Origin of the sequence: Microvirga flocculans ATCC BAA-817 (assembly GCF_000518665.1) — a bacterium.
In the GTDB taxonomy this organism is placed as follows: Bacteria; Pseudomonadota; Alphaproteobacteria; order Rhizobiales; family Beijerinckiaceae; genus Microvirga; species Microvirga flocculans.
In genome coordinates, this window is record NZ_JAEA01000016.1 from 23,452 (window position 1) to 48,074 (window position 24,623).

At 65.3% G+C, this 24,623-nt stretch carries 29 protein-coding genes; 26 read left to right on the plus strand and 3 right to left on the minus strand.

Annotated elements, in window-relative coordinates; genetic code table 11:
- Positions 1–52: 52 nt before the first annotated feature.
- The 9 genes from L879_RS0116435 to L879_RS0116475 all read left to right on the plus strand — a co-directional run bounded on the left by L879_RS0116435 (position 53) and on the right by L879_RS0116475 (position 8,624).
- A complete protein-coding gene (locus tag L879_RS0116435; protein WP_027317075.1) occupies positions 53–604 on the plus strand; it encodes a hypothetical protein in 552 nt (183 codons plus the stop codon).
- Positions 537–1,865 (plus strand): DNA-packaging protein, encoded by a 1,329-nt coding sequence (locus L879_RS0116440; protein ID WP_438268115.1) that lies wholly within the window; start codon positions 537–539, stop codon positions 1,863–1,865. The genes L879_RS0116435 and L879_RS0116440 overlap by 68 nt, the downstream gene beginning before the upstream one ends.
- A 60-nt stretch (positions 1,866–1,925) precedes the next feature.
- Entirely contained in the window at positions 1,926–3,956 is a 2,031-nt protein-coding gene (locus L879_RS23750) for a hypothetical protein (protein WP_161634675.1), read from the plus strand.
- A 709-nt stretch (positions 3,957–4,665) separates the two neighbouring features.
- Positions 4,666–5,841 (plus strand): phage portal protein, encoded by a 1,176-nt coding sequence (locus tag L879_RS0116450; protein ID WP_027317077.1) that lies wholly within the window; start codon positions 4,666–4,668, stop codon positions 5,839–5,841.
- A gap of 155 nt (positions 5,842–5,996) precedes the next feature.
- On the plus strand, positions 5,997–6,194 hold the full coding sequence (locus L879_RS0116455) for a hypothetical protein (RefSeq protein WP_051435374.1): 198 nt from the start codon (positions 5,997–5,999) through the stop codon (positions 6,192–6,194).
- On the plus strand, positions 6,194–6,343 hold the full coding sequence (locus L879_RS23755) for a hypothetical protein (protein ID WP_154664238.1): 150 nt from the start codon (positions 6,194–6,196) through the stop codon (positions 6,341–6,343). The genes L879_RS0116455 and L879_RS23755 overlap by 1 nt, the downstream gene beginning before the upstream one ends.
- Positions 6,340–6,876, plus strand: a complete 537-nt coding sequence (locus tag L879_RS21985) for an HK97 family phage prohead protease (protein ID WP_027317079.1) — start codon at positions 6,340–6,342, stop codon at positions 6,874–6,876. The genes L879_RS23755 and L879_RS21985 overlap by 4 nt, the downstream gene beginning before the upstream one ends.
- Before the next feature lie 104 nt (positions 6,877–6,980).
- Positions 6,981–7,196, plus strand: coding sequence for a hypothetical protein (locus tag L879_RS24015; protein WP_035459943.1), 216 nt, complete (start codon positions 6,981–6,983; stop codon positions 7,194–7,196).
- 216 nt (positions 7,197–7,412) lie between these two features.
- Positions 7,413–8,624 (plus strand): phage major capsid protein, encoded by a 1,212-nt coding sequence (locus L879_RS0116475; RefSeq protein WP_368086327.1) that lies wholly within the window; start codon positions 7,413–7,415, stop codon positions 8,622–8,624.
- A 3-nt stretch (positions 8,625–8,627) separates the two neighbouring features.
- On the opposite strand, the gene L879_RS21995 is transcribed toward L879_RS0116475, so the two are convergent.
- On the minus strand, positions 8,628–9,449 hold the full coding sequence (locus L879_RS21995) for a S1 family peptidase (protein ID WP_035459946.1): 822 nt from the start codon (positions 9,447–9,449) through the stop codon (positions 8,628–8,630).
- Positions 9,450–9,520: 71 nt separating this feature from the next.
- Positions 9,521–10,273, minus strand: a complete 753-nt coding sequence (locus L879_RS0116485; protein ID WP_027317081.1) for a S1 family peptidase — start codon at positions 10,271–10,273, stop codon at positions 9,521–9,523.
- Positions 10,274–10,297: 24 nt separating this feature from the next.
- Here L879_RS0116485 and L879_RS0116490 point away from each other — a divergent pair, with 24 nt between their 5' ends.
- The 7 genes from L879_RS0116490 to L879_RS0116515 all read left to right on the plus strand — a co-directional run bounded on the left by L879_RS0116490 (position 10,298) and on the right by L879_RS0116515 (position 13,733).
- A complete protein-coding gene (locus tag L879_RS0116490) occupies positions 10,298–10,864 on the plus strand; it encodes a head-tail connector protein (RefSeq protein WP_027317082.1) in 567 nt (188 codons plus the stop codon).
- A 15-nt stretch (positions 10,865–10,879) separates the two neighbouring features.
- Positions 10,880–11,215 carry a phage head closure protein gene (locus L879_RS0116495; RefSeq protein ID WP_027317083.1) on the plus strand — a complete coding sequence of 112 codons (336 nt, stop codon included), beginning with the start codon at positions 10,880–10,882 and terminating at the stop codon, positions 11,213–11,215.
- Complete coding sequence (locus L879_RS0116500) at positions 11,212–11,622, plus strand: DUF3168 domain-containing protein (RefSeq protein ID WP_027317084.1); 411 nt, start codon at positions 11,212–11,214, stop codon at positions 11,620–11,622. The genes L879_RS0116495 and L879_RS0116500 overlap by 4 nt, the downstream gene beginning before the upstream one ends.
- Before the next feature lie 42 nt (positions 11,623–11,664).
- Positions 11,665–12,075 carry a phage major tail protein, TP901-1 family gene (locus tag L879_RS0116505; protein ID WP_027317085.1) on the plus strand — a complete coding sequence of 137 codons (411 nt, stop codon included), beginning with the start codon at positions 11,665–11,667 and terminating at the stop codon, positions 12,073–12,075.
- Positions 12,076–12,085: 10 nt separating this feature from the next.
- Positions 12,086–12,469, plus strand: a complete 384-nt coding sequence (locus tag L879_RS22000; RefSeq protein WP_051435376.1) for a gene transfer agent family protein — start codon at positions 12,086–12,088, stop codon at positions 12,467–12,469.
- Complete coding sequence (locus tag L879_RS23360; RefSeq protein ID WP_084021110.1) at positions 12,469–12,630, plus strand: phage tail assembly chaperone; 162 nt, start codon at positions 12,469–12,471, stop codon at positions 12,628–12,630. The genes L879_RS22000 and L879_RS23360 overlap by 1 nt, the downstream gene beginning before the upstream one ends.
- 623 nt (positions 12,631–13,253) lie before the next feature.
- On the plus strand, positions 13,254–13,733 hold the full coding sequence (locus tag L879_RS0116515) for a phage tail tape measure protein (RefSeq protein WP_438268114.1): 480 nt from the start codon (positions 13,254–13,256) through the stop codon (positions 13,731–13,733).
- A 6-nt stretch (positions 13,734–13,739) separates the two neighbouring features.
- Here L879_RS0116515 and L879_RS0116520 read toward each other — a convergent pair whose 3' ends face one another.
- Entirely contained in the window at positions 13,740–13,985 is a 246-nt protein-coding gene (locus L879_RS0116520) for an HP1242/YdcH family protein (protein WP_027317087.1), read from the minus strand.
- A gap of 82 nt (positions 13,986–14,067) precedes the next feature.
- On the opposite strand from L879_RS0116520, the gene L879_RS0116525 reads away from it, so the two are divergent.
- The 10 genes from L879_RS0116525 (at position 14,068) to L879_RS22015 (ending at position 24,618) form a co-directional block, all read left to right on the plus strand.
- The gene (locus L879_RS0116525) at positions 14,068–14,706 is read left to right on the plus strand and encodes a DUF2460 domain-containing protein (protein WP_027317088.1); all 639 of its coding nucleotides are present in this window, start codon (positions 14,068–14,070) and stop codon (positions 14,704–14,706) included.
- A gap of 9 nt (positions 14,707–14,715) precedes the next feature.
- Positions 14,716–15,606 (plus strand): phage/gene transfer agent baseplate hub protein, encoded by an 891-nt coding sequence (locus tag L879_RS0116530; RefSeq protein ID WP_027317089.1) that lies wholly within the window; start codon positions 14,716–14,718, stop codon positions 15,604–15,606.
- Positions 15,603–16,037: an NlpC/P60 family protein gene (locus L879_RS0116535; RefSeq protein WP_027317090.1), complete on the plus strand. Its 435-nt coding sequence runs from the start codon at positions 15,603–15,605 to the stop codon at positions 16,035–16,037. The genes L879_RS0116530 and L879_RS0116535 overlap by 4 nt, the downstream gene beginning before the upstream one ends.
- Complete coding sequence (locus L879_RS0116540) at positions 16,037–19,894, plus strand: baseplate multidomain protein megatron (RefSeq protein WP_027317091.1); 3,858 nt, start codon at positions 16,037–16,039, stop codon at positions 19,892–19,894. The genes L879_RS0116535 and L879_RS0116540 overlap by 1 nt, the downstream gene beginning before the upstream one ends.
- Before the next feature lie 45 nt (positions 19,895–19,939).
- Complete coding sequence (locus L879_RS22930; RefSeq protein ID WP_051435377.1) at positions 19,940–21,475, plus strand: DUF2793 domain-containing protein; 1,536 nt, start codon at positions 19,940–19,942, stop codon at positions 21,473–21,475.
- Between the two features lie 3 nt (positions 21,476–21,478).
- Positions 21,479–22,027, plus strand: coding sequence for a glycoside hydrolase family 108 protein (locus L879_RS22010; RefSeq protein WP_051435378.1), 549 nt, complete (start codon positions 21,479–21,481; stop codon positions 22,025–22,027).
- A gap of 6 nt (positions 22,028–22,033) precedes the next feature.
- A complete protein-coding gene (locus L879_RS0116555; protein WP_027317092.1) occupies positions 22,034–22,243 on the plus strand; it encodes a hypothetical protein in 210 nt (69 codons plus the stop codon).
- 176 nt (positions 22,244–22,419) lie between these two features.
- Entirely contained in the window at positions 22,420–22,842 is a 423-nt protein-coding gene (locus L879_RS0116560) for a YciI family protein (protein WP_027317093.1), read from the plus strand.
- A 105-nt stretch (positions 22,843–22,947) separates the two neighbouring features.
- Positions 22,948–24,210, plus strand: a complete 1,263-nt coding sequence (locus tag L879_RS0116565) for an RNA polymerase sigma factor (protein ID WP_027317094.1) — start codon at positions 22,948–22,950, stop codon at positions 24,208–24,210.
- 93 nt (positions 24,211–24,303) lie between these two features.
- Entirely contained in the window at positions 24,304–24,618 is a 315-nt protein-coding gene (locus L879_RS22015) for a PepSY domain-containing protein (protein WP_154664239.1), read from the plus strand.
- The last annotated feature ends 5 nt before the right edge of the window (positions 24,619–24,623 follow it).

A 24,623-nucleotide genomic window follows, 5' to 3' on the forward strand; every position in this document is an offset into this window, starting at 1 on the left:
ACCTCCACCGTCCAGAGCCCCCGCCTGGGCGGTTTTTTATTGGCTCTTCCCCATGCGCCAGAGAATCGAAATCTCCGACGAACAGAAGGAGCGGGCGTGGGAGCTCTATGCCCGCGACCCGAAGAAGCATCTGCTGGATATCCAGGCCTTTCTCGGCGTCAGTTCCAGCTCCTTCGCGCGGCTTCGCCAGCGCTGGGGCTGGCCGCCCCGTCATGCGGCCCTCGCCGAGAACGCCTTGAGCAAGGCCGCGAAGGACGAGGGCGGCGTCGATGGGCTTACGAAGGCCGCCGCCGCCTCGGTGAGCGATGCCGCGCGGGCCCTGGCCCAGGCGACCCGGGCGCAGATCGGCGCTCTCATGGACGAGCAGCGGACGGGGGGCGCCAAGGATCACGACAAGACGGCCCGGCGGCTCGCGTCCTATGCCAAGACGCTGGCAGCCGCCCGGGCGCTTCTGGAACAGGAAAGTTCAAGGCTCGATGACACCGAGCAATCCAACGACACACCGAGACGCAGTCTCCACGAGCTCCGCGAGGAGCTTGCTCGCCACCTTGACCGGATTGTCGCGGAGGAAGAGGCTCACGGACGCGACGGCCTGCTGGTCTGAGGCCGATTTCGAAACCGTTCTCCGCTTCTGGCCGATCCGCTGCCGGCCCGAGCAGCGTCTGCCCGGCCTCGCCCGGCGGCACGATCCCTGGACGATCTGGCTCATGCTCGGCGGGCGCGGGGCGGGCAAGACCCGCACCGGAGCGGAATGGATCCGCGGCATTGCCCTCGGCGATCCCGATTTCGGGGCAGGCGCCTCGCGGCGCATCGCCCTTGTCGGCGAAACCTTCGCCGATGCGCGCAACGTGATGGTGGAGGGGCCCGCGGGCATCCTCGCCATTCATGCGCGGCATGAACGCCCCGCCTGGTCGCCGTCCCTGCGCAAGCTCGAATGGCCGAACGGCGCCGTGGCGCACGTGTTCTCGGCGGAGGATCCCGATTCCTTGCGCGGCCCGCAATTCGAGGCCGCCTGGGCGGACGAGCTCGCCAAGTGGAGGCACGTGGAGGAAACCTGGGACATGCTGCAATTCGGCCTTCGCCTCGGGCTCCATCCGCGCCAGATGGTGACGACGACGCCGCGTCCGATCCCGATCCTCAAGCGCTTCCTGGCCGACCCTGCGGTCGCCGTCTCGCGGGTGAGAACCTCCGAGAACGCGGAGAACCTGGCCCCGGCCTTCCTCGACGCCGTCGTCCGCCGCTATGCGGGCACGCGGCTCGGGCGGCAGGAGCTCGACGGGGACATCGTCGAGGACCGTCCCGATGCGCTCTGGACCCGCGACGCCATCGAGGCGAACCGCGTGGAGGCCGCCCCGCCGCTCGCGCGCATCGTCGTCGCCGTCGATCCGCCGGCCTCGTCCTCGAAGCGGGCCGATGCCTGCGGGATCGTGGCGGCCGGCCTCGATGAGGGCGGCACGGGCTACGTGCTGGAAGACGCCACCGCCTCGGGCCTGAAGCCGCCGGAATGGGCGGCCAAGGCCGTCGCGCTTTACCGGCGCCTGCAGGCCGACGCGCTGATCGTCGAGACGAACCAGGGCGGCGAGATGGTGGGCGGCGTGATCCGCGAGGTCGACCCGTCCGTGCCCGTCGTCAGCGTGCGCGCCACGCGCGGCAAATATCTGCGCGCGGAGCCGGTCTCCGTTCTCTACGCGCAGAACCGCGTGCGCCATGTGGGGGCCTTGCCCGTGCTCGAGGACGAGCTTTGCGATTTCGGGCCGGGCGGCCTCTCCTCCGGCCGCTCCCCCGACCGCATGGACGCCCTCGTCTGGGCGCTCACCGACCTGATGCTGCGCGACCGGCGCGAGCCGCGGGTGCGGGCGCTCTAAGCTTATAGTGCTTAATAGTCCGATAGCTGTTTCAGGATTTTTACTTTGAAAGGTGTTGTAATGTTGCTGTCAGAGCCTAATCGTATTCCGCAAGTACTTGACCAAGGAACCGCTGCTGAGATCGCTGCTTATGCAGGTCCAATGGGAGAACTCGTATTTTCTAGTGATACTAAGAGGCTGTATTTTCAAGATGGAAGTACAGTGGGAGGCATCCCCCTAAGTTATGTAAGTGACGGTGCACAGCTATTTAGTTGTGCTATTAACGTCATGAATTACATTCCAAGCGAACTTCATGATGAGATCGTTGCTCGAACTTCTACGGTCGATCTAACTGAGTATCTTCAAAGCGCCGCGAATGCAGCATCAGGAAAGATCCTTTGTCTGCCTGCGGGGCGCTATACGATTAGCGATTCTATCAACTTAAGTTCGGGAACTTGTCTCATTGGCTATAACGCGGAGTTAGATGGATCGAGCATTCCCGTCGCTACCGCTCTCGGGCAACGTTCCGCTATTAAAATTGATGGGTCGCTGGGAGTTCCGATTGAAGTCATTGCTGATATTTCCCATGGTGCCTTAAGCATTTCGGTTGTAAGCACCGCTGGCCTGAAGGCGGGTGATCTGCTGCTTGTTTCTTCAGATCAACAGTACATTGATACTGTTTCTGATAGTAACTGTCGTCGTGGGCAAATTGTTCGTATCAAAGAAATCATAAGCCCTACGCAGATCATGTTAATTGAGCCAATGGAATTTGGTTTTTCGGCATCTTCCGGAGCAAAAATTATAAAGCTGGAACCTGCTAAGCAAGTAGGAATTTATGGTATATATATTAAATTAGGTGGAATTGGCAGCGGTCATAACGGAATCATAGCTAATTTCTGTGAAAATCTATGCGTAGATAGTGTAGTTGTAGTGGGTGGCGAGGATTGTTCTTTAGCTTTGACTGGAGTAGTGGATAGTACTATTAGGCGAATTAGTGTTTCCGACTCGACGTCGCCATATTTAACTAGTGGAATTGGGCAAACCGGCTATGGGGTGGGCCTGTTTACGGCTACAAGGAATATCGATGTAGCGGATATCTATGCACGAAACTGTCGCCATGCAATTGCAGGGGGCGGTACTTATCCTGTCCATAAAATTAATATTCAACGTGTTCATTCCGTTGCGTGCGGACTTGGTTCTGCAGCAATCGATTGTCACGAGCCTTGCTTTGATTGGGTCTTTAGAGACTGTCATGTAAGCGGTGGTGACGCAGGCTATGTCCTGAGGGGTGACAGGATTCATGTTTCAGGAGGCAGTATTCGGCGCGTGGCCGGACGAGGTGTAATTGTTCAAAACTTTCTGAATAGAAGTGATTCTCAGAAAGACATCGTAATTGATGGTTTGATGATTAACAGAACTGGTGGGGCAGCTATTATGGTTGGTTCAGCAGATGTTCCTGTCTCTGGAGTCAAAATCCTAAATGTTCAAGTGAGGCTTGCTTCTGATAACGGTATTTATATTTATGCAGGCTCAGAAAATATAGAAATTTCAAATTTTGATTTTGAACAATTTGCATTTGTCCCGAGCGGTAACAATGGCTCAGCAATTAGGCTTGAAGGGTCAAGCAGTCAGCGTATTGAAAATGTTCGATTGAGTTCTATTCGTTCTCGTCGGGCCTATCATGGTGCTGTGCAGGCCCGCTATGTTAAAAATATAGAAATTATTGCGTGCAAAAGCCAAGCCAATCTTGGAGAGGCAGGTTGGTTTCAGAATTGTGAAGATGTGCAGGTCGATGGTGGATACTGGGAAGGGCCGCCGAATTCGCCCATTATGGCACTTTGGTTTCAAGATTGCGATCAAGTATCCGTTAATAATTCGCATATCAGCATGACAAATACACAAAATTCAGACGGAATTCGTGTTAGTGGTACCGGAACGCATAAAGATTTTATCTTTACTGGTAATATAATTGATAATGCAGGCCGGCATTCGATCCTAACAACTAATGCAAACAATATTATCGCATGCAACAATATTGTGTATAAAGCTGTAAGCGCGACTAAAATCAATCTGAGTGGTGCGACTTCATTCATAAATAACAATAACATCTAATTATTGTCTATGATTTATGGATCTAGAAGTGCGACTTGTAAAAATAAAGGTGTGTGTTTGAGTACGTCGATAGCTGAGACCTGTACAATTTAGAATAAGAACGCCCCGGCCGAAGGGACGCAATTACGCACGTTTCCGGCCAGGGCGCCGTGACTCCCGTGGGGGCAAGAAACGGTGTCACCTTACCTTAGCTATGCGGTGCCGGGCGATCCTCAACGCTCCTCATGAGGTGAGTCTTTCGCGCCATGGCGGCCCGAAAGAGGCATCGCGCTGCGAGGATCGTTGCGGAGAAAGAGGCGGTTCTTCGGGCCGCAGGCAGCGGGCGGACAGCCGTTCATCCGTGCCGGTCCGCGCCCCGCCATCTGCCGCGCGCCGCTCCCCATGGGGCGGCGAAGCTCTCGAAAACCGATGGTCGCGCCAGCCAGGCGGTGAGGCCGACCCGGCTGGCGCGTGAAATGTCGCGGTGCCCCCGCAACATCCCGAGATTACCGCACGGCCGATGACCGTCCAATGACACGAACGGCCGGACCTGCACGCATCTTGATCATCCCGTGCGGAAGTTGTCGCCATTCTGAAACGCCGCAAGGCAAAGGCGTTTCCTGCGAAGGCCTGCCTTGCCGTTTTCCCGTCGCCACAGGCCGGGGACGCCACCGATTCAGGCCATGCCAATTCTTCATCTCTTCATGCCCCGCAAGGGGAGGAGTTTTTCATGCTCGACCGATTGACCCGCTGGCTCCAGGCCCCGCCCGAGGCCAAGGCTTCGCGCACACAAGGAGCCATCGCGCTCTACGTCGCGGGCCGGGCCGTGTGGACGCCGCGCGATTATGCGGCGCTCGCCCGCGAGGGTTTCCAGAAGAACGCCATCGTGCATCGCGCCGTGCGGCTCGTGAGCGAGGCGGCGGCTTCGCTGCCCCTCGTGCTCAAGAGCGAGGGCCGGGAACTCGGGCGGCATCCGCTTCTCGCCCTGCTGGCGCGGCCCAACGCGCGGGAGGGCGGGCAGCGGTTTCTGGAGAGCCTCTACGGGCATCTCATGGTCTCCGGCAACGCCTATGTGGAGGCGGTGTGCCTCGACGGCGCGCCGCACGAGCTCCATGCGCTGCGCCCCGACCGGATGCGCGTCGTGCCCGATGCCGACGGCTGGCCCGCGGCTTACGAATACGCGGTCGGCGCGCAATCCGTGCGCTTTGCGATCCGCGAGGACGAGACGCTGCCGCCGATCCTGCATCTCACGCTCTTTCATCCGGCGGATGATCATTACGGCCTGTCGCCGATGGAGGCCGCCGCCACCGCCCTCGACATCCACAACGCGGCGGGCGCGTGGAACAAGGCGCTGCTCGACAACGCGGCGCGCCCCTCCGGCGCGCTCGTCGTCGGCGGGACGGCGCTCACCGATGCGCAGTTCGACCGGCTCAAGACAGAGCTGGAGGCCAATTATCAGGGCGCGGGCAATGCGGGGCGTCCGCTGCTTCTCGAAGGCGGCCTCGACTGGAAGCCGCTCTCGCTTTCGCCGAAGGACATGGATTTCGTCGAGGCGAAGGCCGCCGCCGCGCGGGAGATCGCGCTCGCCTTCGGCGTGCCGCCCCTCCTGCTCGGCCTCCCGGGCGACAATACCCACGCCAATTACGCCGAGGCCAACCGCGCCTTCTACCGCCAGACGGTGATCCCGCTGGTCCGGCGCACGGCGGAGGCGCTGGCGCATTGGCTCGCGCCGGCCTTCGGCGAGGCGCTTCGCCTCGAACCCGATCTCGACGCCATCGAGGCGCTGGCCGACGAGCGCGAAAGCCTCTGGCGCCGCGTCTCGGCGGCGGCGTTCCTGAGCGATGACGAGAAGCGCGAGGCCGTGGGCTATGGGCGGGCCGCGGGCGGGAAGGGGAGGCGGCCGTAAGAACAATGGCGGCACCATTCTCGTCGCGTGCCCCCGATTACGCTTGGCGGTTCCGGGACGACATCGTCCGGAAGATCCGCACGCGAACCGCTTAACCCTTCAAAGCCGCCCACCCCTGACGCCAGCCATCAACGGAGTTCTTTTAGGAACAAATCATGAACATTTTTGATCAGATCGCCGAGGCCGTGATCCGGCGCGGGGATCTTGCCCATCTGGCCCTGTTCGTCTGGGCGAGCGGGGCTTCCGGTTTGCTCGCCATGACCCTGCGCGATCTTTTCGCGGCCAATCGCCGGTTCGATGCCTTCGTGCGCGAGCTGTCCCTGTTCAACCGCCGCCATTCGGGGGAGCCCTGATGACCCGTTCCGCAACCCGTCCCGCACGCAAGCCCAAACTCACCCGCGACAGCCAGAGCCGCGCCGCGCTCGTGTTCCGCGACTTCGTGCGACAGCTCGAGAAACTCGATGCGAAACCGCCGAAGCCTGCGCGCGGGGCTGCGCGATGAAGGCCGGCCTTTCCATCGTCCGTGAACGCAAGTTCCTGCCCGAGCGGTTGAACGCCGTCGACACGGACGGCGTCTTCGAGGGCTATGCGAGCCTGTTCGGCGAGGCCGATCTCGGCAAGGACGTGGTCATGCCGGGGGCCTTCGGCGACAGCTTGAGAAAGCGCGGCGCGGCCGAGGTGCGGCTCTTGTGGCAGCACGATCCGGCGCAGCCCATCGGGCGCTGGCTGTCGATCGCGGAGGACCGCCGGGGCCTGCGCGTGCGCGGCAGGCTCAACCTCGCGGTCGAGCGCGCACGCGACATCCATGCGCTCATGCGCGAGGGCGCGGTCGACGGGCTTTCCATCGGCTTTCGCGTCGAGCGTGCGCGGGCCGAGCGCCCCACCGGCCTGAGGCGGCTTGAGAAGCTCGATCTGTGGGAGATCTCCGTCGTGACCTTTCCCATGCTGCCGGGCGCCCGGGTCGAAACCGTCAAGCAGGCCTCTCCGGACCTCGCCGCGAGCATCCGCCGGGCCGCCACCCGAATCTTGTCCTGAACCGAGTCCGCAGGAGCGCGTTAGATGAACGCCCGCATCGATGCGGATGCTGCGGGCCGTTCCTTGCCGGGAAGTGTCTGATCTCCGCATGTTGGGAGGGATTCATGAAGAAGCTCGCTTTCGTTGCGCTCCTCGGGCTTGCGGTGACGGCCTGCACTACCACGGAAGAGCGGGTCGGCGGCGCTGCCGTCGGCGCAGGCGTCGGAGCCGTGGCGGGTCCTCCCGGCGCGGTGGTCGGCGGAGCTGTCGGCGCCATCACAGGGCCGACGGTGGCCAGGACGGTCCGATCCAACACCCGCACCACGCGCCACCACCGCTAACCTTTTCCCTCACGGGAAATCATGGGCCCGCCTTCCGGCGGGCCTTTTCGTTGAAGCCCTGGGCATGGGATCCGAGAGTGAGCGCCACTTTCGGTTTCGGCCGAGGCTAATTCCTGAAGCACAGCATCGCCGGACGCAGGAAGGATCCCGCGTCTGCGCACGGTGCGCTTGTCAAACCGATTGATTGATATGATCCCCATTGTTGAAACCAAATCCATGTCCGACGACGTCGCCTCGGCCTTCGAGGATTTCGCCCGCGCCTTCGAGGCGTTCAAGGACGCGAACGACACGCGCCTGTCCGAGATCGAAACCCGGCTCACGAGCGATGTGGTGACCGAGGAGAAGCTTGCCCGCATCGACGGCGCGCTCGACGAGGCCAAGCGCCGCCTCGACCGGATCGCCCTCGACCGCTCGCGACCGCCCCTCGGCCAGGGCGGCGAGGATTCCCGCGATCCGGCCCAGGCCGAGCACAAGACGGCCTTTCATGCTTATGTCCGCACCGGCGAGGCTTCGGGCCTGAAGCGGCTCGAGGAGAAGGCGCTGTCGGCGGGCTCCGGTCCCGATGGCGGCTATCTCGTGCCCGACACCGTCGAGCGCGAGGTGCTCCGCCGTCTCTCCGGCGTCTCGCCGATCCGCGCGATCTCCTCGGTGCGCGTGATTTCCGGCGGCCAGTACAAGCGCGCCTTCTCCACCTCGGGCCCGGCCACCGGCTGGGTCGGCGAGACGGCGGCGCGGCCTCAGACGGCGAGCCCCAGCCTCTCCGAGATGAGCTTCCCGGCCATGGAGCTTTACGCCATGCCGGCCGCGACCCAGACCCTGCTCGACGATGCGGTGGTCGATATCGAAAGCTGGATCGCCGAAGAGGTCGAGGCCGCTTTCGCCGAGCAGGAAAGCACCGCCTTCGTGAAGGGCGACGGCGTGAACAAGCCCAAGGGCTTCCTGGCCGCCGACACGGTCGTGGACGAGGCCTGGGAATGGGGCCGCCTCGGCACGGTCCATACGGGCGGCGCGGCCTTCCCCGCGGAAGATCCGTCGGACGTGCTGGTGAATCTGATCTACGCGCTCAAGGCCGGCTATCGCCAGAACGCATCCTTCGTGATGAACCGCAAGACGCAGAGCGCCATCCGCCGTTTCAAGGACGATCACGGCCAGTATCTCTGGGCGCCGCCCGCGAGCATCGGCCAGGCCGCGACCCTGATGGGCTTCCCCGTCGTCGAGGCCGAGGACATGCCCGACATCGCGGCGAATGCCTGCGCCGTCGCCTTCGGCGACTTCAAGCGCGGCTACCTCATCGTGGACCGGACCGGCATGCGCGTGCTGCGCGATCCGTATTCCGCCAAGCCCTACGTGCTGTTCTACACCACCAAGCGCGTGGGCGGCGGCGTGCAGGATTATGCCGCGATCAAGCTGCTGAAGTTCGCGGCCTGAAATTTAACGGCGTGAGGACGAGGGGGGCTGCCCTCCCGTCCACACGCCGTTCGCGGCGTCGAGGCTGCGCATGCTCGACGCGATCCAGCCGAGATGATCGGCGAGGGGAGTGACAGCCGTGAGGCCGCCGCAGGCGCTGCGGGTGCGCGTACGAAGCGCGCCGCTCGACCAGCTCGTGATGCCGTAGAGCTGATATCCATCGGAGCTTTCGGCTAGGATCGGCCCGCCGGAATCCCCCCGGCAGGCGCCTGCGCCCGTGGTCTCCGCCAGCTTGCTGCCGTCGGCGACGATCTGCACCCGGTTGGCGACCTGGACGGGCCCGAGGGAGACGAGCCTGGTATGGCGCAGGGTCCGGGCCGTGCTCCGGGCCTTCTCGCTCAGTACGCCGAAGCCTGCGATGGTGACCTGGTCGCCCACGTCGATCCGGCCGGCCTGGCGCGGATCGAGGGGCAGGAAGTCGACGCCAAGCGGCCGGTCGAGCTTCACGACGGCGAGATCGATGCCCGGCTGGGTGCGCGGCGTAGTGCCGGGCACAAAGGTGGGGTGCGCGGCCAGCGCGGTGACGTTGAACCGCTGCGGCTTGAAGGCCCGGTTGAGCGCAGTCACGCGGTAGGCGGCCCGGTCCGTCATGCAATGGGCGGCGGTGAGCACGACATCCACACCGATCACCACGCCGGAGCAGAGCTCCCCGGTCGAGCTTTCGATGGACACCACCGAGCGGCGCAGCCCGTCCGGGTCGCGCGATGGGACCCCCTGCAGCACGGCCCAGGCAGGGTTCGCCACGAGGGGGGAGACGACGAGAGCGAGAATCGGCAAGGCACGCATGAAGTAATGATGCCGCAAGGAGAGGTCTTTTGTAAGGCCGCCAGACGGAAAGAGGCGCATTTCCCGGCGCGTCACTGCCCGCCTGGATCGCCGCTCCACGAGACCGCGCGATTCCAGCTTTTCAGGATGCGGTCGATCCATTCGCGCTGCGGGCCGACGAGAATCCCTTGCGTGAGGCCTCCGCAGCTTTTCCCCTTGGCGGGCGACGACCAGCTCGTGATCGCCACGACAGCGGCTCCGGCCGCCATCGGCCCGCCGGAATCGCCCTGGCAGGCGCCGGCCGTGCCGGAGCCTTCGGCCCAGAGCAGGATCCTGCTCGGTCCATAGGGCTCGACGGCGGTCAGGGAGGCGGTGCGGAACGTGCCCGTGGTCCTGGCGTCGCCCTCGCGGGCGAGGCCATAGCCGCCGACGCTCACGGGCTCGTTCTCCCGGACCCGCGCCGCGCTCAGCGTCGCCCGTTCGAACCGAGCGGGCAGGGCCTCGGGAAGGCGCAGCAAGGCGAGATCGATGGAGCGCTGGCGGGTCTCGATGGCCTTCGCGTTGTAGCCGGGATGCACCGCCTTCGCGGCGGGCGCGATCAGCACCGGCTCGCCGGTCTCGTCGCGGAAATGCACCCGGTGCTCGGCGGCGCCCGTCGCGCAATGGGCGGCGGTGAGGACCACGTCCCTGGCCAGCACCACGGCGGTGCACACGCCGCCGTTCGAACTGAGAACCATCACGCTCTGGCGCGACAGCGGCCCGTCGTCCTCGGCGCCGCCGACGATGGCCTGCGCCCCGGTCGTACCGAGCGAGGCCGCGAGACAGAGGGTGATCAGACGTTTCATCACTTCAAAGGATTCCTGTTGACGATGATCCCCATATTCATCAGCGGCCCCGCCGTCGAGCCCGTCACGCTGGCGGAGATGAAGGCCTACCTGCGCGTCGATGACGACGACGGCGCGCAGGACGACCTGATCTCCGGCCTGATCAAGGCCGCGCGGCTCATGGTCGAGGCGGCCTCGCGCCGGATCCTCGTGGAGCAACGCTGGCGCGTGGTGCTGGATGCGTGGCCGGCGAACGGAACCATCCTGCTGCCGCTCTCGCCGCTGATCGCGGTGGACCGCATCACGGTCGCGGATGCGGCCGGGACCGCCGCCGAGATCCCGCCCGGCACCTTCGAAAGCGATACCTTGAGCGATCCTCCGCGCCTTGCCGTCTCCGGCGCGCCGCAGCCCGGCAAGGTGCGCCATGGCATCGCCATCGAACTGCGCGCCGGTTTCGGCGCGACGGCGGAGGCGGTCCCCGCGAGCTTGAGGCTCGCGATCCGCATTCTGGTCGCGCACTGGTTCGAGAACCGGGGCGATGTGACGGGCGAGCAGATTCTGCCGCCCGAGGCCCTTGCCCTCGTCGCGCCGTTCCAGCGGGCGCGGCTTTGATCGTCGAGATTGTTCATGACAACCAAATCGTTATCCATCGGCGCGCGCTCGCGCCGGTTCGTGCTCGAAATGCCGCTCGAGCGTCCCGACGGGTTCGGCGGCGTTATCCGCTCCTATGCTCCGGGGCCGCAGCTCTGGGGCGCCATCGAAATGCTCTCCGGCGCCGAGCGCCTGCGCGCCGACCGGCCCGAACAGAGTCTGACCCACAAGATCACCCTGCGCTACCGCGAGGGCGTGACGGGGGCCATGCGCCTCACCTCGGGCCTGCGCCGCTTCGCGATCCGCGCCGCGTCCGATCCCGACGGGTCGAAGCGCGATCTCGTCTGCCTCGTCGAGGAGGTGAAGGCATGACGAGCCCCGTGCTCGCGCTCCGGCGCGCCATCACCGACACGGCCTCGGCGGATGCGGCCCTGCGGACCCTCATGGGCGGAGCCTTGCGCCTCTACGACGAGACTCCGCGCGCCGCCGAGCCGGTCTACGCGGTCTTCGGCGACGTGACGGCGCAGGATTGGTCGAGCGATCTCGACCGTGGCCACGAGCAGCGTTTCAGCCTCGTGGTGTGGTCGGAACGCGGCGGGGCGCGAGCGGCGCTGATGGTCGCGGACCGCTTCTTCGCGATCCTCGACGATGCGCCGCTCGTTCTCGAAGGGCATCGTCTCGTGAACCTGCGCGTGACCGAGCTTGCCTCCGAACGCGACAAGGAGACCGGCCTCGCCCGCGTGACCTTGCGGCTGCGGGCCGTGACGGAAATGGCGTAAAGCCCGAACCCTTTCCCTTTCTCTCTTTCAAAAGGACATCCCATGCCTGCTCAGAAGGGCAAGGACCTGCTCATCAAGATCAGCGACGGCGGCAACGCCTTCGTTACCGTGGCGGGGCTGCGGACGCGCCAGATCGCCTTCAATGCCGAAACCGTGGACGTGACCCATGCGGAATCCGCCGGGCGCTGGCGCGAGCTGCTTGCCGGCGTCGGCGTGCGCCGGGCCAGCATCTCCGGTTCCGGCGTGTTCAAGGACGACACCTCCGACGCGCGCATGCGCCAGGTCTTCTTCGACGGCGACATTCTCGCCTATCAGATCGTCATTCCCGATTTCGGCCGCATCGAAGGGCCGTTCCAGATCACGAGCCTGGAATACCGCGGCGACCATGCGGGTGAGGTCACCTTCGAGATGGCCTTCGAGTCCGCCGGCGCTCTCGCCTTCGTGGCATTGTAAGGAGTCGATCATGCCCAACAGACGACGGGGCGAGGTGGCGCTGCAGCTCGGCGAGGCGCGCTACACGCTCTGCCTCACCCTCGGGGCGCTGGCCGAGCTCGAAGAAGCTTTCGGCGTGCAGGACCTGATGGCGCTGGCCGAACGCTTCGGCGCGGGCCGCCTCTCAAGCCGCGACCTGCTCACCCTGCTCGCCGTGGCGCTGCGCGGCGGCGGCCATGCGATGAGCGACGCGGAGGTGGCGAGCCTGCCGCTGCACGAAGGCATCGAGCCTGTCGCTACGGCCCTTGCCGATCTCCTCGCCATCACTTTCGGCGGAGGAGAGGCATCGTCAAACCCTCCGCAGCCGCAGAGTGCGAACGCGAGCCTCACGCCTTCCCGTGGGACGATGCGCTGATGCTGGGATTGAGCATCCTGCGGTGGAGTCCGGACACTTTTTGGCGCGCAACGCCGCGCGAATTGATGGCAGCATGGCAAGGATTGCAGGGCGGTCGAACAATCGAGCCCGCGTTGAGCGGGGATCTCAGGCGATTGTTGGAGGCGTTTCCGGATGCTTGAAAGCATCAAGGGTAAAGAGACTGACTGAAGACGGCTCAGTTGTGCCTGCAGATCGAGACGCTCATAGGTCTTTCCGTTCGTTTCGGTGAATCCCCGTCCCATGCATTCGCCAAGAACATCTCGGAAGGCGTCAAAACTCTCGATGGAAAATGCATCATCGAGGTAGAGCTAATTTTTTATAGCCCTAGCGCTGCTCGACATACTGCACGCCTCTGAGATCAAGGCACATCACATAAACGCGCAGCCATGAATAGTAGCCATATCCTGGCTTTGCAGAGGCAGTGGCCTTTTCGGCTTCATATGCACATTCCCTCTTAGCCTGCTGAAGTGCCGCATCGGATAGCTTCGAAACATAAACCGGCTCAGGCCGCTTGGATGTTGAGCAACCTGCGGTGATACACCCTATGAGGAGAGCGATTTTGAGTGATCCACGCAAGCCAACAGAAGTGACGCCTGCCGAGAAGGAAGCGATTGAAGGCAGACAGCGGCAGCTTAATACTCTCATTGGCCTCTCCGAGAAGTTCGGGGACACGCTGTCCAATGCTTTCGCCAAAAACATCTCGGAAGGCAAGAAATTTGATAACGTTCTAAAATCCGTTCGCCAGTCCCTTGTGGAAACGGGGTTGCGCCTCGCGCTGGCGCCGTTGCAGCTCGCCTTGAGCCAGAGCGTGAAGGGGATGACGACAGGGGCTCTGCAGGACTCTCTGCCGCTTGATGGCGGCGGGCTTCTCGGCGGTCTCGTCAAAGGATTGGGCTCGATCCTCGGTTCCCTCTTCGGTGCCGGCGGTCCCGCCCTAGCCAAGGGCGGCGTGCTCTCCGGAGGCATGGTGATGCCGTTCGCGAAAGGCGGGGTGGTCGGCGCGCCGACCTATTTCCCGCTCGGGCGCGGGCTCGGTCTCATGGGCGAGCAGGGAGCGGAGGCGGTCATGCCGCTGGCGCGCGGCCCCGATGGCCGCCTCGGCGTGCGCACGGGCGGAGGAGGGCGTCCGCTTTCCGTGACCGTGAACGTTTCGACACCGGATGCGGAGAGCTTCCGCCGCTCCGAGGCGCAGGTCTCCGCCGCGCTGGCCCGGGCCGTCGCGCGCGGCCAGCGCGGGATGTGACGCAGGTCAGGCGTCCGTACCTTCGAGCATCGCCCTGATCTCATCCTTGATCTGCAGGCGGCGGCGCTTGAGTTCCTCCTCGACCTCCTCGGGCTTGGGCTCCACCCGGGTCTCGATCCGGTGAATGGTGCGGTTCAGCGCGTTGTACTCGTCATGGAGCCGCGCGAAGCGGCTGTTGCTCGTCTTGAGCTGATGGATCCGGTCCACCTTGTCCGGGAAATCCTCCGCGAGGTCGTTGGGTGCATGGCTCATCGTCTGCCGCCTCCTGGCTGAATGCGTTCGCCTGCAACAACGCCCTCCCGGCTTTCTTCGTTTCACATCTCAAAGGATCGCTATGGCCTCCGATTTCCACGAGGTCCGCTTCCCGCTCGACGTCAGCCTCGGCAGCCGGGGCGGACCGGTGCGGCGGACCGATATCGTCACGCTCGCGTCCGGCCGCGAGCACCGCAACAGCCGCTGGGCGGGCTCGCGCCGCCGCTACGATGCGGGGCTGGGCGTGCGGACCGTCGATGCGTTGCACGCGGTCATCGCCTTTTTCGAGGAACGGCGCGGCCGGCTCTACGGCTTCCGCTTCCGCGACCGGACCGACTGGCGCTCCGGCCCGCCTTCGAAGGAGCCGACGCCCCTCGACCAGCGCATCGGCGCCGGAGACGGGCAGACGCGCAGCTTCCAGCTCGTCAAGAGCTACGGATCCTCCTTCGCGCCCTACAGCCGCGCCATCGTCAAGCCCGTCGGCGGCACGGTGCGGATCGCGGTGAACGGAATCGAGCAGAACGTAGGCTCCGGCTTCAACTGCGATCCCACGACCGGCCTCGTGGCTTTCACTGCCCCACCGCCTTCGGGCGCCGTCATCACTGCGGGCTTCGCCTTCGACGTGCCCGTCCGCTTCGATACGGACGAGCTCGACATCGACCTCTCCACCTTCGACGCCGGCGGCATCCCGCAGATCCCGCTCATCGAGATCGTTCCTTAAAAATTTTCCATGCGCACCATTCCCCAAAACCTCGCCGCCCATCTGGCGGACGGGGTGACGACTCTTTGCCATTGCTGGAAGCTCATCCGGCGCGATGGCGTCATCTTCGGGTTCACCGATCACGACCGCGATCTCGCCTTCGGCGGAACAACCTTTGCGGCCCGTTCCGGCTTGGAGGCGGCCGAGGCCAGCGCCGAACTCGGCTTCGCGGTCGGCGGCGGCGAGGTCGCAGGCGCGCTCGTCTCCGCAGGGTTGTCCGAGGACGATATCGCCTCGGGCCTCTACGACGATGCGAGCGTGGAAACCTGGCTCGTCAACTGGAGCAATCCGGCGGAGCGCGTGCTCCTCGATATCGGCTCCATCGGCGAGATCCGCCGCGCCGACGGCAGCTTCGTCGCGGAGGTGAGAGGGCTCATGCACCGCTTCGACGAGGAACGCGGCCGCCTCTTCCGCGCCACCTGCTCGGCGGATCTCGGCGACGAGGCCTGCGGCGTCGATCTTGCCTCTCCGTCCTATTCCGACATGGGCACCGTGACGCGCACCGACGGGTCCCTGACCATCGCCGCGTCCGGAATAGGCTTCGCGGATGGGTGGTGCACCGCCGGCAGGCTCACCTGGACGAGCGGCGACAATGCGGGGATCTCCGTCGAGATCAAGACGCATCGCGCGGTCGGCGGAGCGGACGAGTTCGACCTCTGGCAGCGCGCGCCGCAGGCCATCAAGGCGGGCGACAGGTTCCGCATCACGGCGGGCTGCGACAAGACGCACGCCACCTGCCGGGCCAAGTTCGGCAATGCCGTGAACTTCCGCGGGTTCCCGCACATGCCCGGCAACGACTTCATCATCCGCATGCCGCAGCAGGGCGAGGCGGGGCTGGATGGCGGGAGCTTCTTCACATGATGTCGCCCCTGCACGCCCGCGTCGTCGCCGAAGCGCGCTCCTGGATCGGCACGCCCTACCGGCATCAGGCCTCGCTCAAGGGTGTCGGCTGCGATTGCCTCGGGCTCCTGCGCGGCGTCTGGCGCGGCGTGATGGGCGCGGAGCCCGAGCTGCCGCCGCCTTACTCGCCCGACTGGGCGGAAGCCGGAGCGGACACGCTCGTGGCCGCCGCGCGGCGCCACCTCACCGAGATCGAGCGCCGCGATGCCGATGCGGGCGACGTCCTGCTCTTTCGCTGGCGCGACGGCATGCCCGCCAAGCACTGCGCCATCGCCGCCTCGCGCGAGACCATGATCCACGCCCATGACGGCGCGTCGGTCGCGGAGGTCGCGTTTCATCCCTGGTGGCGGCGCCACCTGGCCCATGCCTTTCGCTTTCCGGATCGAACCTGATGGCTACACTCGTTCTTCAAACAGTCGGCTCCGTCGTCGGCGGCATGATCGGAGGCCCCATCGGCGCCATGGCCGGCCGCGCGCTCGGCGGCCTTGCCGGGGCTGCCATCGACAACGCGCTCTTCGGCGGCGGCGACACGAAGCATGTCGAAGGCCCGCGGCTCAAGGACATCGACGGGCTCACCTCCACGGAGGGCGCGCCGATCCCGCGGGTCTACGGACGCGCCAGGATCGGAGGGCAGCTCATCTGGGCCACGCGCCTGGAGGAGCTCTTGAACACGAATGTCGACCGCTCCAGCCAGGGCGGCAAGGGCATGAGCGGGCCGAAGACCGTCTCCACCACCTATTCCTATTTCGCCAATCTCGCCGTCGGTCTCTGCGAGGGACGGATCGCCTATATCCGCCGCGTCTGGGCCGACGGCCGTGAAATCGACCTCAGCACGATCACCATGCGCGTGCACAAGGGCAGCGAGACGCAGGACGCCGATCCGCTGATCGTCGCCAAGGAAGGCGCTCAGCACGCGCCCGCCTATCGCGGCCTGGCCTATGTGGTGTTCGAGCGGCTGCCGCTTGCGGATTTCGGCAACCGCGTGCCGCAATTCTCCTTCGAGGTCGTGCGGCCGGTCGACGGGCTCAACCGCATGATCCGCGCCGTCTGCCTCATTCCCGGCGCAAGCGAGTTCGGCTACGACACGCTGCCCGTGATGCAGATGCTCGATCTCGGCAAGGCCCGGCCGGAGAACCGGCATCAGATGCAGCGCTCCGCCGATGTCTCGGCATCCCTCGACGCGCTGGAGGCGCTTTGCCCCAACCTCAGGCGCGTCTCTCTCGTGGTGAGCTGGTTCGGCGACGACCTGCGCGCCGGCTCCTGCCTCATCGAGCCGCGCGTCGACGTGACAATGAAGAACACGGACGGCGCAGCCTGGTCCGTGGCGGGCCTGACGCGGGAGGAGGCGAAGGCCGTTTCCCTCGTCGACGGCAACCCCGCCTATGGCGGAACGCCCTCGGACGAATCCGTCATCCGCCTGATCCGCAACCTCAAGGATCGCGGGCTGGAGGTGGTGCTCTATCCGTTCGTGATGATGGATGTGCCCAAAGGCAACGGCCTGCCGAACCCCTATGGCGGCACGGGCCAGCCCGCCTATCCCTGGCGCGGGCGCATCACCTGCCATCCGGCGCCGGGAGAGGCCGGCACGCCCGATGGGACCTCCGCTGCCGCAACGCAAGTGGAGCGCTGGTTCACGCAGCCTTCGGGCTTCGACCGGATGGTGCTGCATTATGCGTCGCTGGCGGAGCGGGCCGGCGGAGTCGACGGGTTCATCCTCGGCAGCGAACTCGTCGGTCTCACGCGGGTGCGCTCCGCACCGGGTGTCTATCCGGCCGTCTTGCGGCTCGAAGCCCTCGCCGAAGAGGTCCGTGCCATTCTGCGCGCGTCCACGAAGATCGTCTATGCCGCCGATTGGACGGAATACGGAGCCCATGTTCTGAACGGCGGAAGCGAGGTCCGCTTTCCGCTCGATCCGCTGTTTGCGAGCGATGCGATCGATACGGTCGGCATCGACTATTATCCTCCGATCTCCGATTGGCGCGACGGCCCCGACCATGCGGACCTTTCCGCGGCCCGCAGCATCTACGATGTCGATTACCTGCGCGCCCGGCTCGGAAGCGGCGAGGCGTTCGACTGGTACTACGCCGACGCCTCTGATCGCGCCGCGCAGACGCGCAGGCCGATCGCGGACGGCGCCTACGACAAGCCTTGGATCTTCCGGCAGAAGGATCTCGTCTCCTGGTGGTCGAACAGGCATGTGGAGCGCGTGGGTGGCGTCGAGACCGGCGCGACCGCATGGCAGCCGCAATCGAAGCCGATCTGGCTTACCGAAATCGGCGTTCCCGCCGTCGACAAGGGACCGAACGGTCCCAATGTGTTTCCCGACCCGAAATCGTCGGAATCCGCCTATCCGCCTTTCTCCCGGGGCATGCGCGACGATCTCATCCAGGCGCGCACTTTGGAGGCCGTTCTCTCGCGCTTCGATCCCGCGCAGAGAGGTTTCTCGTCCGAGGGCAATCCGGTCTCGCAATCTTACGGCGGGCGCATGGTGGACCCGGACAACGTCTATGTCTGGGCCTGGGATGCCAGGCCCTTTCCGGCTTTCCCCGATTTCGAAACCGTATGGACCGACGGCGCCAATTGGGAGACGGGCCATTGGATCACCGGGCGCATCGAAGGCGCACCCCTCGACCGTCTCATCGCGCGCATCCTGCGGGATTTCGGTCTCGCCGATCCCGGGCCGATCGCCGTCGACGGTTTCGTGGACGGCTATGTGATCGACCGGCCCATGTCCCTGCGCGGGGCGCTCGAACCGCTCATGCGCCTCTTCGGCGTCGATGCGGTGGCGCGCAGCGGCAAGATCGCGTGGCAGGGCCGGGGCGGGCGCACGGTGCTGCATCTTACCAGGGACGAGCTGGTGCTGGCCGAGGAGGAGCCTTCGCTCAAGCTCACCCGTGCCCAGGAAACCGAATTGCCGCAGCAGGTGGAGATCGGCTTCACCGAGGGCGATACGGATTATCGCCGGGCCGGGGTGGCCTCGCGGCGTCTGTCCGGTTCGAGCCGTCGCGAGGCGCGGGCTGACAGCGCCGTCGTCATCCGCCGCGCCGAGGCGCAGCGCCTGGCGGACACGTGGCTGCAGGACCTGTGGGCCGGGCGGGAGGCCGCCGAGTTCGAGCTGTCGCCGCGGCGTATCGAGCTGGAGCCGGGCGACGTGATTTCCGTTCCCACCGATGCGGGGCCGAAGCTTCATCGCATCACGCGCATCGCCGACGGCCCGACCCGCAGAATCTCCACGCGGGCGGTGGAGCCCGCCGTGTTCGAGCGGCCGGGCTCCGCGATCCGAAGGCCGGTCAGGCGTCCGCCGCCGGTGCCCGGAAAGCCGCAGGTCATCGTGCTCGATCTGCCGGCGGCGCTCGAGGATCCCACACCCCTGCAATACATCGCCGTGGCGGCCGATCCCTGGCCCGGCGCCGTGACCGTGTGGCGCTCGGGCAATGGCGCAAGCTTCGCGCCCCATCGCATCCTCGATCTGCCCGCAATCATCGGGCGGACGCGCACGGCGCTCATGCCCGGCCCTCTCTGGCGATGGGACCAGCGCTCCGTTCTCGACGTGGAGATTTCCTCCGGCGCGCTCCGCTCCCTCGACGACGAAGCCGTTTTCGCGGGCAGGAACCTGTTCGCGATCCAGGGCGCCGACGGCCGGTGGGAGATTGTCGCGGCCGCGCGGGCGGAGATGACCGGCGAGCGAGCCTATCGCCTCTCGCGCTTCCTGCGCGGGCTTGCGGGCTCGGAGCCCGAGGCAGGCCGCACGTTGGCGGCGGGAGCTCTGATCGTCAAGCTCGACGAGGCCGTCGTGCCGCTCACCGCGAGCCTGCAGGACCTCGGCCAGACTTGGCGCTACAGGATCGGCCCTTCGGGCCGCGACCATGCGGACGCGTCCGTGACGGAGATCGCGGCGACGGTGGGCCGGGAAAGCCTCAAGCCGTTCAGCGCCGTGCATGTCAGGGCGCAACGGATGCCCGACGGAATCCGCATCGAGTGGCTGCGCCGCGCCCGCCGCGGCGGCGATGGCTGGGAGGCGCTCGACATTCCTCTCGCTGAGGACGCGGAACGCTACGAGATCGATCTCTTGAACGGCAGCGCGGTTCTCAGAACGCTCACGAGCACCGTTCCCAGCATTCTCTACGGCAGTGCGCAGGAAATCGCCGATTTCGGCGCGCCTCAATCCGCGCTGACGCTGCGCATCGTTCAGATGAGCGCCGTGGCCGGGCGCGGCTTCGAGCGGCGCGTCACGGTTGCCGTGCGCTGAACGGCGGCGCGGTTTCGTTTCCTTCCTTCCCAGGGCCATCATCGCATGTCATCGACCTCTCATCTCGACCTGCCGCTGCTTGCCGCGGCGCAGGCGCAAAAGCACGTCACCCATAACGAAGCGCTCGCCGCACTCGATGCGCTCGTTCAGCTTGCGGTGAAGGAGCGCGGGCGCATCTCACCGCCGGCTTCGCCCGAGGAAGGGGCGCGCTTCCTCGTCGGTGCCGCTGCAACCGGCGCATTCGCCGGGCAGGAGGGCAAGATCGCCCTGTTCGATCTCGGCACATGGCGCTTCTTCACCCCGCGCCCCGGCTGGCTGGCCTATGTGGAGGCCGAGGATCTATTCGTCGTCTTCGACGGAACCGGATGGAAGAAATCAGGGTCCGTTCCCGAGCAGATCCAGAATCTGCAGCGGCTGGGTCTCGGCACGACGGCCGATGGGCTGAACCGGCTCTCGGCCAAGCTCAACGCGGCGCTCTTCGCCGCTCTCCCGTTCGAGGAGGGCGGAAGCGGTGACTTGCGTTTCGTGCTCAACAAGAGCCAGGAAGCGAATGTGCTGTCGCAGCTCTACCAGCGCGGCTTCAGCGGACGCGCGGAAACGGGCCTGATCGGCAACGACGATTTCGGCATCAGGGTCTCGGACGACGGCAGTACGTGGCGGGATGCGATGCGCATCGACCGCAACACGGGTATCGCCTCGTTCCCCGCTGGTCTTTCCGGCGTGCCTCGACCCAATCTCCTCATCAATGCTGCCTTTCTCGTGAACCAGCGCAAATATCCCGGCGGGGCCTTGTTCGCTGGCATGTATGGGTTCGATCGCTGGAAGGCAGGACCCGGCGGCTGCATCGTCAGCCGTGCGGCCGATGGAACGATATCCCTGACCGGCACGCTCGAGCAGGTCATCGAGGTCGCGCAGGCAATGGAGATCGGCGCAGCCAGTTTCGCAGGAATGACGCTGACGCTGTCGGTGGAGAGCCCCTCTGTCCCGCTGTCGGTATGGATCGGCTCGCAGGCCGCAACCATTCCCGCCGGGACCGGCCGCTGCTCGGCGACCGTGACCCTGGGCGGATCGGAGACCGGCAACCTCGTCGTGCGCCTGCAATCGTCCGAAGCGTGTTCCTTCAAATTCATCAAGCTGGAATGCGGAGCCTTCGCCACGCCGTGGGCTGCTGTGCCGCTCGATGTCGATGAACTTCGCTGCCGCCGCTACTACCAGCGGATTCCCGTCAGCAGCGGAACGCCTGCCCAGCTCGGCGTTCTCGGACAGCGCAGCGGCACGAACGCCATCGACTTCGTCGTTTCCCTCCCGGTGGCAATGCGGGCCGATCCGGCGGTCCTCAGCAGCGGCTTCGCCTGGGCATCCACGACGCCTTCGGGCAATCAGGCCGGGTTCTATAACGTCGGCACGGCAGCATGGTCGACCCTGTCGGGCGCTCTGACGGTGACGACCGCAGTGCCGTCGAGTCCCAACTGCGCCATCCTGCGGCTCCAGGCCGGAACCACGTTCGGCGGCTCCGCCGGCAGCGTCGGAAACCTATATATGGGTTCCTCTGCCTATATCGCGTTTCAGGCAGAGATATGAGCGATGGCCACGCGTAACCCTCCGACACGGTTCGAGCAGGCTGTCGCCATCGTCCTGCTTCACGAAGGCGGCTTCGTGCAGCATCCACGCGATCCGGGCGGTGCGACCAAGTTCGGCATCACGCGCGAAACCTTGTCCCGCGCGAGGGGGCGGCCCGTCTCCAGCGAGGATGTGCGCGATCTGACCCGGGTCGAGGCTGCAGATATCTACCGGCGTCTCTACTGGGAGGCGGTGCGCGCCGACGAGCTTCCGCCAGGGCTCGATCTCGCCGTTTTCGACCTCGCGGTTCATTCGGGAGCCTCGCGGGCGGCGTCGATGCTGCAGGCACAGCTCGCCGTCGAAACCGATGGAATCATCGGCCCGGTGACGCTGGCAGCCGCCAGCGCCGCGGATGCCCCGGCGGCGATCCGGGCACTGACCCGCAGCCGCCTCGACTTTCTCGCCCGCCTGCCGACCTCGCCCATCTTCGGGCGCGGCTGGCGCAGGCGGGTTCTTTCGATCGAGCGGGATGCCCTCCGGCTCGCTTCCCTTCCACCTCTTCACCAAGGATGAATTGAGATGTTCGATACCAAGACCATTCTGGCGAGCCGGACCGTCTGGGCCAACCTGATCGGCCTCGCCGCCCTCGTTCTCGGGTTGTTCGGCTTAGACGGCTCCGCCCTGACCACGGGCGCCTTCGAGGAAGCGCTCGTTCAGCTCGTCGCCGCGGGCAGCTTCATCGCCTCGACCGTCTTCAGAATCCTGGCCACGAAGCAGATCCTGAGCTAGCGCAGCGTGCCGAGCTGAGGACTCCACTTTCGGTCCCGATGCTCTAGCATCAGGGGCCGAGACAAAGCCGGATGCCGGCGCCGCAGAAAAATTTTCGATGGGCTGTCGATTTGACCGATGCTCGCTCGTCGTAGGGGCAGGGGGCCGATGGGCCTCCGTCAATGGAGGAAAGAACGATGCGCGTAATGGTGATGGTGAAAGCGACGAAGGACAGCGAGGCGGGGATCATGCCTTCGACCGAGCTGCTCGAGGCCATGGGCAAGTACAACGAGGAACTCGTCAATGCAGGCATCATGCTGGCCGGCGAGGGTCTGAAGCCTTCCTCCAAGGGCAAGCGGGTGGCCTTCGACGGTCAGAGCCGAACCGTCATCGATGGGCCCTTTGCCGAGACCCGCGAGCTGGTCGCAGGCTACTGGATCTGGGAGGTCAAGGACATGGCCGAGGCCATCGAATGGGTGAAGCGCTGCCCCAATCCCATGCCGGGACCGAGCGAGATCGAGATCCGCCCGGTCTACGAAATGGCCGATTTTGCCGATGCCATGACGCCAGCGGTTGCCGAGCTGCATGACCGGACGAGCGAGAAGCTGGCTGCCCGCTAGAGTATCGGGCCTGAGAGCGACCTCCGGTTCCGCCTGGTGCCCCAGGGCGGCGTTCATGTTCGCCGCGATTTGCTGGAATCAACGCTTTTCCGTTAAGCGGAATCCATGACGGCGACGGAAACCCATCGGGCGATCGAGACGGTCTTCCGTATCGAGCTGGCCAGGCTCATCGCGGGTCTGGTGCGTCTCGTGCGGGATGTGAGCCTGGCCGAAGAACTGGCGCAGGATGCTCTCCTGGCCGCCTTGTCGGAATGGCCGAGGGCCGGGGTTCCTCAGACCCCCGGCGCCTGGCTCATGGCTGTGGCCAAGCGCCGGGCAGTCGACGGGATCCGCCGCGACAGGATGCTGGCGCGCAAGCATGCCGAAATCGGCCGGGACCTCGATCCCGCATACGATGGCGGGTTCGAGACCGTCGAGGCGGCCCTGGACGACGAGATCGGCGACGAGCTTCTGAGCCTGATCTTCACCGCTTGCCATCCGATGCTCTCGCCCGAGGCACGCGCGGCTCTGACCCTGCGCCTGATCGGAGGATTGGCCACGGACGAGATCGCGCGCGCATTCCTGTCGAACGAGGCGACGATCGCCCAGCGGATTGTCCGGGCCAAGAAGGCGCTCGGCAAAGCCGGGCTGAGCTATGAAGTGCCGCGCGGGGCAGAGCGGAAAGCGCGTCTCGCCTCGGTGCTGGAAGTCCTCTACCTGATCTTCAACGAGGGCTATGCGGCCACCGCAGGCGACGACCTGATCCGGCCTTCCCTCTGTTCGGAGGCCCAGCGGATGGGACGCGTTCTCGCCGGGCTGATGCCCGACGAGCCTGAGGTTTTCGGCCTCCTCGCGCTCATGGAAATCCAGGCGTCGCGCCTGGCCGCACGCACGGCGCCTGATGGCTCCCCTGTTCCCCTGACCGAACAGAACCGCGCCCGATGGGACCGGCTCCTGATCCGCCGGGGCCTTGCCGCCCTGGAGCGCGCAGAAGCCCTGGGCGGCGCCAGGGGTGCTTATGCGCTGCAGGCGGCCCTGGCGGCATGCCATGCCAGGGCGCGCAGGCCCGAGGAAACAGACTGGGCGAAGATCGCCGCGCTCTACGATGCGCTCCGTGAGGTCATGCCGTCGCCGGTGGTCGATCTCAACCGGGCCGTGGCCTACAGCATGGCCATAGGGCCGCAGGCGGGACTGGCCCTCATCACCGCTCTCGAAGGGGTGGACGCTCTGCGCGGCTATGCTTCTCTGCCGGCGGCGAAAGGAGACTTTCTGTTCCGCGCAGGCCGCCTTGCCGAAGCGAAGGCGCAGTTCGAGCAGGCGGCTTCCCTAAGCAGCAATACTCGCGAGAAGGCCTTTTTTCTCAAGCGTGCCGCAATCTGCGACCGGTGACACGCAACGGCGAGCGGGAAGCCGTTCACACTCGTAAGACCGGCATCCGATAAATTCAGAATTCGTTCATTGCGGCAAAGGCATGGTTTTTTCATGCGTCTGGTTTGGCTTGTCATAGCGTTGTGGGGAATGGCGGGGGCGGCGTCCGCGCAAAGCGCGTCGGCGGCCCTGCGGAATTGCCTGCCGCCCCGTGAAATGCAGGAAGCCGTGGCTGCCAAGGGCATCGTCACGCCGGCCTCCGCCGTGATGACGGCGCGGCGGCAGGTGCCGGGGGCCGACGTGGTCCGCGCGAGCCTCTGCCGCAACAGCGATTCCCTCGTCTATGTGATCATGGCCTTGCAAAAGGACGGTCGCATCGTGCAAGTGATGATCGACGGCCCCTCCGGGCGCGTGAAATCGGTCAAATAGAGAAA